Here is an 8,246-nt window from a genome sequence, read left to right as displayed (position 1 = left end):
CCCGCCGGTACGGCAGGGGCGGGACTTGCGGTCGTCGGATAGGCGAGGCCGGTGTTCTGTGGCTGATTGGTGGCCACCGAGCTCGAGATCACCCGCAGGTCGGACTGCCCCTGACGTTTCCCGGCCAGATAGTTGATCCGGAAGATACGCGTCTGGATCGTGTTGGGCTGAATATAGATGCGCGTTCCCTGGAATTTGAACTCGTAACCATATAGTTCCCGCAGTGTCTCCAGTGCTTCGCGCACCGTCACGTTTTTCAGGCGTACCGTCACGTTGCCGGTCACCTCTGGTGATACCAGCATGCTGTAAGGCGTATTGCTGACCAGCGCCATGAATACCTGGCTGGCTGGCGCGTTGACCAGGGCCAGATCAAAACGCGGCTCGACGTATTTCGCTGAATCAGGAAGGTCCAGCTGCAATGGCGGCAACATCGCCTGACTCAGTGCATCGTCCATCCCCTTGGATCGGGCGCCCACGGCGCTCTGCATTTCCTGACCGATCCGGTCGAAGGTGCTGCTGGCTCCAGGCGCTTTCTGGTTGATGGCGCAGCCGGCAAGCAGCAGTGCGATTGGCATGGCCGGCAGAATCAATCTGGAGTTCACGGTTTGTTCCCACTGGGTGCGCCCTTGGCAACAGGCGCGGTGACTTTGGTTTTTTCGATGCCCGGTGTCAGCCACAAGCGTTCGATACCGGCAGGCCCTGCGAGAACGGCTTCCCACTCGGTCAGCCTGATCAGGCGACGCTCGCCGTACCGCTGGCCGAGCCCGACCTGCTGCCCCCCGATCAAGGCAATCGGTTTGCCCTGCTTTGGAATCATGACCGACTGCAATACAGGACCGGTCACCGCCTCGGCATCCGGCGTGTCCGCAGACAGCCCAGGTGGCGGACGTGTTGGGTCCGACAGCGTCTCTGCCAGCACAGGGAGAACTGCCAGAAGCGATGTCAACAGGACAACCAGGCGATTCATACAATCAGCCATGCCCGATCCAGGCTGAGCGTGAATACGGTCAGCGTCAGCACCAGCCGGGGGTGCCGTTCGGCAGCAAGGGTGACGTTGCTCCACAGCAATTTGAGCTTGATCTGCTCCAGCCGCTCAAGATACGCCGCCAGCTGCAGATAGCTGCCTTCCAGTTTGATTTCAACGCCATGCTTGAAGAGAACGGCAGGCATCGGCTTGCCTGCCGACTTGAACGCTTCGTTTTCCTCGACTCCGCCCGTCTTGTCCAGCAATGGCGCAACCGGCAGTGTTTTCAGACTGAGCAGACGCAAGCCGCTGTTGCGCCCGAGCATGTCTTCCAGTAATCCGGACATGCGCTGCGCCGGCACCAGCGAACTTTCCAGGATTTCAAGGCGACCGGCCATTTCTCCCAGTTGTCTTCTCAGGTCGTCGACTTCGGCACGGACGACTGCCTCCGGGTCCTGTGCAGACGATTGCAATGCCGCCATCTGCGCCTGCAGGCTGGACATCTGCGCGCGCTGTTCGGCGATATTGCGATCTGCCAGTTGCGAACGCTGCAGCGCTGGCTCAATGACCAGACTGTAAGCAACCAGCACCATGCCGCCGAGCACGGCAAGCGCAATCAGCCAACGCTCGCGCAATTGCAGCGCATCATAGCGGGCAGCCAGTTTGAGCCATTGTTCCTTCATCGCTTCACCGTTTTGTACCTGCCTCCGCATTGCCGACATTGGCCGAGCGAAGAACGAACTCGACAACACGGGGCAATTTTGGAACGGGCCTGGACTGAACTTCCGCACTCAGGAATTTTTCAGACAACCTGGTCTCGCCCGCCGGCTCCTCTGGATCCATGCCCCGCATTTCCAGCGCAGCGAAATGACGCCCCTGAAATACAGGCTCGCTACTCAGGCGCTGTACATAAACCGGCAACTTCGCCGGATCAAGCAGGCGTCCCTGAATTTCGATTTCCCCGTTTCCCGTCACCCGAAATCCAGTGAGCCATAAATCGGTTTGCGATTGCCGCGCGAATCCGGTCATGAAACCGGAAAATCCATCGGTATTGCCCAGCTTGCCCGAATTCAGAACCTCGATGACTTCCCTGGAAGCGGCCAGCATGGCTTTTGTGCTTTCCCGCTCGGCGATCAGTGCCGGTGAGACCTGCCGCTGCGCAAACAGCTTGCTTAATGCCTTCAATCTCTCCTGTTCCTCGGTCAGTTGCTGTTGTGACGCCAAGGCAGCGGCTGATTTGCGGTTGGCTTCCGAGCGGACCCATAACGACAGCGTCGTCATCAGCACCAGCAAGGCCAGGACGCAAATCCCGAGGTTGCGCCCTGTGGTCAGTTCGTGACGGGGTCGCAAGCGTGCTTCGTAGAGGTTGATCTGCTGATTCACGCCAAGCCCTCTTTGGTACGCAATGCTGCACCAATCGCCAGGAGATGCTTGGCCTGGCACTCACGGTTCTTCAGTTCCGGCACCGCCGGGAAATCCAGGACCGACGAGAGATCCATCTCCTTGAGCGGCACATAGATGTTTTCTCCCAGTTCGCGGACAAGATTCTCGACCTGCGGATAGCTCGCCAAAATCACCTTGGAAATGGGAATCTGACTGTACTGCCGATCAAAATTGTCGAGGCTGCGCTGTAACTCGAGCACCAAACGCTCCTGCACGCGCGCCCGTTGATCCGCATCACGCCCGTTCAATTGCCCCGAATTCATCTCGCCGCGCCGCACCGCAACCAGCTCGCCCTGAAAGGTCAGCGTCAGCATCATGCCGGTCTCGTCGATGCGGAGAAACGCCAGACCCCGGTTCTCGTCTTCCAGCAGGGCCGCCACATTACGTTGTGCCAACTCGGGAATATCCAGCGCCTCCAGCGGTATCCTGGCTTCCTCAAACGCCCTGACCCGCGCGCGCACTGCCTGCTCGGCGGCGGAGACCACCAGAACGCTCGCCGCCCGCCCTGGTAGCAAGCCCGCTCTTGGAATATCGAGCACGTCGATGCAGGCACTATCAACCGGATAACTCACCATTTCCTTGAGCACCCAGCGCAAGGCCTCCTTGCGCTCCTCTGCAGGTACCGGCGGTGCCTCAAGCTGCGAGACGGTGTACTCGCCTTCACCCATCAAAGTCGTACAAACATAGGATTTGAGTTGCCGCGTCACACGCAGACGCGTCAAAGCTTCGTGGAGGCCATTCTCAAGCACGAAACAGTCGAGCAGACTGACTTCCGGACGTGCATCCGGTTCGCGCACCACATGCGCAAGCGTCACCCGGCCGCCCTGCGGAATGATGGACAGCCAGCCTGACTTGCGGCGTGTGAAGAGAAACGGAATAATTTTCTTGCCCTGCAATCGTTTCGTCGAAATATACCGACTAAGCTGCTCAATGACAAGGCGCTGATTTAACATATCGGCATATAGCCGGGGGGCTTTTATTCCGCATGGTCATATTCCCGGTTTTCGGGAATAGCCTCTCCAGAAGGCGGCGCCCTCGTGAGAGGGAGGGTGGACGGTCCAGGCGGCACAGAAGGAAAGACAGAATCGATAGCATCCACGTGCCCGCCATCGTCTGCACGGCACGCCAGCTCACGATCAAAGCATTGCTTTATGCTTTTCCAGCTTCCGTTTCTTCGAGATTCTCTTGATGGCCTCAGGCACCAGAGATTCTCTCGCCTTCAGAAGGGTCTTCGATCACCGTCAGCGAGAGCAGTCCCCGCAGCTGCCCTCCCCTGATGAGAACCTCCTTATAACAGCTCTTCCAGCCGCAAGCGGATGATCCGGCCCTTGACCGCCGGCAGCGCCTCGATGCCGGCAATCGCGGTGTCGATGTTGCGTTCGACCGTCTTGTGCGTGAGCATGATGATATCGGTCTGCTCCTCGCCTTCGCCGGGCTCGCGCTGGATCATCGCAACGATCGAGATGCCGTCGTCGGCAAGAATGCGCGTCACGTCGGCAAGCACCCCGGGTCGGTCTTCGACGCGCAGGCGCAGGTAGTAGCTGCTGACCACCTCCGAGATCGGCAGAATCGCGAGATCAACCATGGCGTCGGGCTGGAAGGCGAGATGCGGGACGCGGTGCTCGGGGTCGGCGGTATGCATGCGTGTGACATCGACGAGATCGGCGATCACCGCCGAGGCAGTAGGTTCGGCGCCGGCGCCCTTGCCGTAATAAAGCGTCGCGCCGATGGCGTCGCCCTTGACCAGCACCGCGTTCATCGCCCCTTCGACGTTGGCGATCAGCCGTTTGGCGGGAATCAGCGTCGGATGCACGCGCAACTCGACGCCCTTGGGGGTGCGCTTGGTGATGCCGAGCAGCTTGATGCGATAGCCGAGCTGTTCGGCGTACCGGATGTCGGCTGCGTCGAGCTGGCTGATGCCTTCGATGTGCACCTGCTCGAAGCTCATCGAGTTGCCGAAAGCGATCGCCGACATGATGCTGAGCTTGTGCGCCGCGTCCACGCCTTCGACGTCGAAGGTTGGATCGGCTTCGGCGTAGCCGAGGCGTTGTGCTTCCTGGAGCGCCGTGGCAAAGGAAAGGCCCTTGTCGCGCATCTCGGAGAGAATGAAGTTGGTGGTGCCGTTGATGATGCCGGCGATCCACTCGATGCGGTTGGCGGTGAGGCCTTCGCGCAGGGCCTTGATGATCGGGATGCCGCCAGCGACGGCTGCCTCGAAAGCGACCATCACGCCTTGTTCCTGGGCTGCCGCAAAAATCTCGTTGCCGTGCCTGGCAAGCAAGGCCTTGTTGGCCGTGACCACGTGCTTGCCGTTGGCGATTGCCTGCAGGACGAGTTCCCTGGCAACGCCGTAGCCACCGATCAGCTCGACGATGATGTCAACCTCCGGGTCGCTGACCACTGCAAAGGCGTCGTCGGTCATCCGGCAGCTTCCTCCGGTGATCTGCCGGATCCGTTCGCGGTCCTTGTCGGCAACAATACTGATCTGAATGGGGCGTCCGGCGCGGCGGGTGATTTCTTCAGCGTTACGCTGGAGTACGGCGTAAGTGCCGCCACCGACGGTGCCGATCCCGAGAAGTCCAACGTGGATAGGTTTCATAGCGCAATCACGAGTGAGGGTTATGGAAAAAGCGATCGGGGCGGCTGCGGGGCAGACAGGACTACGCCTGCGTTCCGGCGCGCTGGCGATAAGCGGCGAGGAAGCGCGCGATGCGGGCAATCGCGTCGCGCAGATCGTCTTCATACGGCAGGAAGACGAGGCGGAAGTGATCGGGTGCCGGCCAGTTGAAGCCGCTGCCCTGGACCAGCAGCACGCGTTCTTCCTGCAGCAGTTCGGCGATGAACTCCTGGTCGTTTTCGATCGGATAGATCTGCGGATCGAGGCGCGGAAACATGTACAGAGCCGCCTTGGGCTTGACACAGCTGACGCCGGGTATCGCCGTGATCAGCTGGTACGCGAGGTCGCGCTGGCGATACATGCGGCCGCCCGGCGCAACCAGATCGTCGATGCTCTGATAGCCGCCAAGTGCAGTCTGAATCGCGTGCTGTGCCGGCACGTTGGCACACAGACGCATCGAGGCGAGCATGTCGAGGCCTTCGATGTAGTCGCGCGCCGCACGCAAGTCACCGGAAACCACCATCCAGCCGGCGCGATAACCGCAGGAACGGTAGTTCTTCGACAGGCCGTTGAAGGTCACCGTCAGCACATCCTGAGACAGTGAGGCAATCGCCGTGTGCTGGGCACCGTCGTAGAGCACCTTGTCGTACACTTCGTCGGCGTAGATGATCAGGCCGTGCGCGCGCGCGATGGCAACCAGTTCGCGCAGCACGCTGTCCGGATACAGTGCACCGGTCGGGTTGTTGGGGTTGATCACCACCAGCGCCCGCGTCTTCGACGTGATCCTGGCGCGCAAATCGTCGAGGTCGGGCAGCCAATCGTTCGCTTCATCGCAAAGATAATGGCATGGCGTACCGCTCGACAGGCTCACAGCGGCCGTCCACAGGGGGTAATCGGGTGCCGGCACCAGCACCTCGTCGCCGGTATTGAGCAGGGCGTTCATCGCCATCACGATCAGCTCGGAGACGCCATTGCCGATGTAGATGTCTTCGAGCACGACGCCCTTGATGTGCTTCTGCTGGGTATAGTGCATGATCGCCTTGCGCGCCGAGAAAATCCCTTTCGAATCCGCATAACCGGCCGCACTCGGCAGATTGCGGATCATGTCGAGCTGGATCTCCTCGGGCGCTTCGAAGCCGAAAGCAGCGAGGTTGCCGATGTTCAGCTTGATGATGTGGTGGCCTTCGTCCTCCATCTGCTTGGCTTTCTGCAGCACAGCGCCACGAATGTCGTAGCAGACGTTGTCGAGCTTGCTTGATTTGTGTATCGGTTTCATGACTTTGGCCTAGAGCAGGCCATCCTTCCTGAACATGTCCTTGATGCCGCGAATGGCCTGGCGAGTACGTTCCTCGTTCTCGATCAGTGCAAAACGCACGTGGTCGTCGCCGTATTCGCCGAAACCGACGCCGGGAGATACCGCCACGCGCGCCTCGTTGAGCAGCTTCTTGGCAAACTCGAGCGAGCCCATCGGCTGATAGACCTCGGGAATTCTCGCCCAGATGTACATCGACGCCTTGGGAACCTCGACCATCCAGCCGGCCTCGTGCAGCCCCTTGGCGAGCACGTTGCGACGTCCCTGATAGAGTTGACGCACTTCCTCGACACAGTCCTGAGGACCGTCCAGCGCGATCACCGAGGCAACCTGGATCGGGGTGAACGTGCCGTAGTCGTGATAACTCTTGATGCGCACCAGCGCATTGCACAGTTCCTGGTTGCCCACCATGTAGCCGACCCGCCAGCCGGCCATGTTGTAGCTCTTCGACATGGTGAAGAACTCGACGGCGACCTCGCGCGCACCGGGCACCTGCATGATCGACGGCGCCTGGTAGCCGTCGAAGGTGATGTCGGCGTAAGCCAGGTCATGCACCACCAGAATGTCATGCTGCCTGGCCAGAGCAACGATGCGCTCGAAGAAATCGAGATCCACGCAGCGCGCCGTCGGATTGCTCGGAAAGCCGAGGATCATCATTTTCGGTTTCGGAATCGACTCGCGGATGGCGCGCTGCACCTCCTCGATGAAGTCGACATCCGGGGTCATGCGCACCGAACGAATGTCGGCGCCGGCGATGATTGCCCCATAGATGTGAATCGGGTACGACGGGTTGGGTACCAGGACGGTATCGCCGCGATCCAGGGTGGCAAGCATCAGATGCGCGAGGCCTTCCTTCGAACCGATGGTTACCACGGCTTCGCTGTCCGGGTCGAAACCGATGCCATAGCGCCGCTGATACCAATCGCAAATCGCTCGACGCAGGCGTGGAATCCCCTTCGAAATCGAATAGCCGTGCGTGTTCTCGCGCTGCGCCGCTTCGACCAGCTTGTCGGTGATGTGCTGTGGCGTCGGGCCGTCCGGGTTGCCCATGCTCATGTCGATGATGTCCTCACCACGCCGGCGGGCGGCCATCTTCAGCTCGGCGGTGATGCTGAACACGTAGGGGGGCAAACGTTTGATGCGCGAAAACTCTCTCATGATCCAGGCTCGGGTAATGGTCGGTATCGTTTGACGACCCCTCGATCAGCCTGCGGCACGGGCAGTGATTGCGCGCTGCCGCCGTCTGAACGGGTTCGACAAAAAAGCTATAATCCTACTTTAACGTATTGCTCACCGCAATTTTCATGAAACTGCAACTCGAAAACACCTCTGGACTGAACACCTTTACCGCTTATGGAGAAGACTACGTCAGCGTGAACGGCGTCCGTCACCACTGCAATCTGGCGGTTCTGCCCGACCGCCTGCTGCCCAACTGGACGCAGGCGACCTTCGCAACGCTGAGCGTCGCCGACATCGAACTGCTCGCCGCACTGGATTCCGAAATCGTCCTGCTCGGCACCGGCCAGCGGCTGCGCTTTCCGAGTCCCGAACTGATGCGGCCCCTGCTGCGGGCGCAAAAGGGGATCGAAGTGATGGATGTGCCGGCCGCGTGTCGTACCTACAACATCCTGATCGGTGAAGGGCGCAAGGTCGCCGTCGGCCTGCTCCTTGTCTGAGCCCCTCCGGCAGACACCGGCGGCGATGCCCACCCATCCCGTGCCGATAAAGCGAATCGCCCTCAAGATCGACGTCGACACCTGCCGCGGCACGCTGGTCGGTGTGCCGACGTTGGTCGAGTTGTTGCAGCGGCACGATGCTGCCGGGACTTTCTTCTTCTCGCTAGGTCCGGACTGCAGCGGCCGGGAAGCACGCTTGGCCTCGCCAAGCCGTTACTACGATCGCCTCACCCG

The 8,246-nt window shown here is 60.5% G+C and carries 9 protein-coding genes and 1 pseudogene; 2 read left to right on the top strand and 8 right to left on the bottom strand.

The window, feature by feature from the left end; all coding sequences use genetic code 11:
• The 8 genes from CAPSK01_RS13680 to alaC form a co-directional block, all read right to left on the bottom strand.
• Window positions 1-677 (bottom strand): secretin and TonB N-terminal domain-containing protein (locus CAPSK01_RS13680; RefSeq protein ID WP_273703690.1); only part of this gene is annotated, 677 nt, incomplete at its 3' end.
• Entirely contained in the window at window positions 599-967 is a 369-nt protein-coding gene (locus CAPSK01_RS13675) for an MSHA biogenesis protein MshK (RefSeq protein ID WP_273703689.1), read from the bottom strand. The genes CAPSK01_RS13675 and CAPSK01_RS13680, both read right to left, overlap by 79 nt.
• Window positions 964-1,647, bottom strand: coding sequence for a type II secretion system protein GspM (gene gspM / locus CAPSK01_RS13670; RefSeq protein ID WP_034927683.1), 684 nt, complete (start codon window positions 1,645-1,647; stop codon window positions 964-966). Before gspM ends, CAPSK01_RS13675 begins: the two co-directional genes overlap by 4 nt.
• Window positions 1,648-1,651: 4 nt before the next feature.
• Window positions 1,652-2,257, bottom strand: coding sequence for a hypothetical protein (locus CAPSK01_RS22995; RefSeq protein ID WP_273703688.1), 606 nt, complete (start codon window positions 2,255-2,257; stop codon window positions 1,652-1,654).
• A gap of 86 nt (window positions 2,258-2,343) precedes the next feature.
• Complete coding sequence (locus CAPSK01_RS13660; RefSeq protein WP_273703687.1) at window positions 2,344-3,360, bottom strand: agglutinin biogenesis protein MshI; 1,017 nt, start codon at window positions 3,358-3,360, stop codon at window positions 2,344-2,346.
• 335 nt (window positions 3,361-3,695) lie between these two features.
• Window positions 3,696-5,006 (bottom strand): homoserine dehydrogenase, encoded by a 1,311-nt coding sequence (locus CAPSK01_RS13655; protein WP_034927680.1) that lies wholly within the window; start codon window positions 5,004-5,006, stop codon window positions 3,696-3,698.
• 61 nt (window positions 5,007-5,067) lie between these two features.
• Entirely contained in the window at window positions 5,068-6,300 is a 1,233-nt protein-coding gene (locus tag CAPSK01_RS13650; RefSeq protein WP_034927677.1) for a pyridoxal phosphate-dependent aminotransferase, read from the bottom strand.
• A gap of 9 nt (window positions 6,301-6,309) precedes the next feature.
• Window positions 6,310-7,494 (bottom strand): alanine transaminase, encoded by a 1,185-nt coding sequence (gene alaC / locus CAPSK01_RS13645; RefSeq protein ID WP_034927675.1) that lies wholly within the window; start codon window positions 7,492-7,494, stop codon window positions 6,310-6,312.
• Between the two features lie 146 nt (window positions 7,495-7,640).
• Here alaC and CAPSK01_RS13640 point away from each other — a divergent pair, with 146 nt between their 5' ends.
• Both CAPSK01_RS13640 and CAPSK01_RS13635 read left to right on the top strand, forming a co-directional pair.
• A complete protein-coding gene (locus CAPSK01_RS13640) occupies window positions 7,641-8,012 on the top strand; it encodes an Mth938-like domain-containing protein (RefSeq protein WP_034927672.1) in 372 nt (123 codons plus the stop codon).
• A gap of 46 nt (window positions 8,013-8,058) precedes the next feature.
• A pseudogene (locus tag CAPSK01_RS13635) lies at window positions 8,059-8,246 on the top strand (4-deoxy-4-formamido-L-arabinose-phosphoundecaprenol deformylase); the annotation flags it as partial.

The organism is Candidatus Accumulibacter vicinus, from assembly GCF_000584955.1.
GTDB classification, from domain to species: Bacteria; Pseudomonadota; Gammaproteobacteria; order Burkholderiales; family Rhodocyclaceae; genus Accumulibacter; species Accumulibacter vicinus.
Note: the sequence above shows the minus strand (reverse complement) of the source record. Positions and strands in the feature narration are given on the sequence as shown.

Coding starts and splice junctions, on each gene's coding strand:
- CAPSK01_RS13655 (WP_034927680.1), bottom strand. CDS start 5,006: ATGAAACCTATCCACGTTGGACTTCTCGGGATCGGCACCGTCGGTGGC.
- alaC (WP_034927675.1), bottom strand. CDS start 7,494: ATGAGAGAGTTTTCGCGCATCAAACGTTTGCCCCCCTACGTGTTCAGC.
- CAPSK01_RS13675 (WP_273703689.1), bottom strand. CDS start 967: ATGAATCGCCTGGTTGTCCTGTTGACATCGCTTCTGGCAGTTCTCCCT.
- gspM (WP_034927683.1), bottom strand. CDS start 1,647: ATGAAGGAACAATGGCTCAAACTGGCTGCCCGCTATGATGCGCTGCAA.
- CAPSK01_RS13640 (WP_034927672.1), top strand. CDS start 7,641: ATGAAACTGCAACTCGAAAACACCTCTGGACTGAACACCTTTACCGCT.
- CAPSK01_RS13650 (WP_034927677.1), bottom strand. CDS start 6,300: ATGAAACCGATACACAAATCAAGCAAGCTCGACAACGTCTGCTACGAC.
- CAPSK01_RS13660 (WP_273703687.1), bottom strand. CDS start 3,360: ATGTTAAATCAGCGCCTTGTCATTGAGCAGCTTAGTCGGTATATTTCG.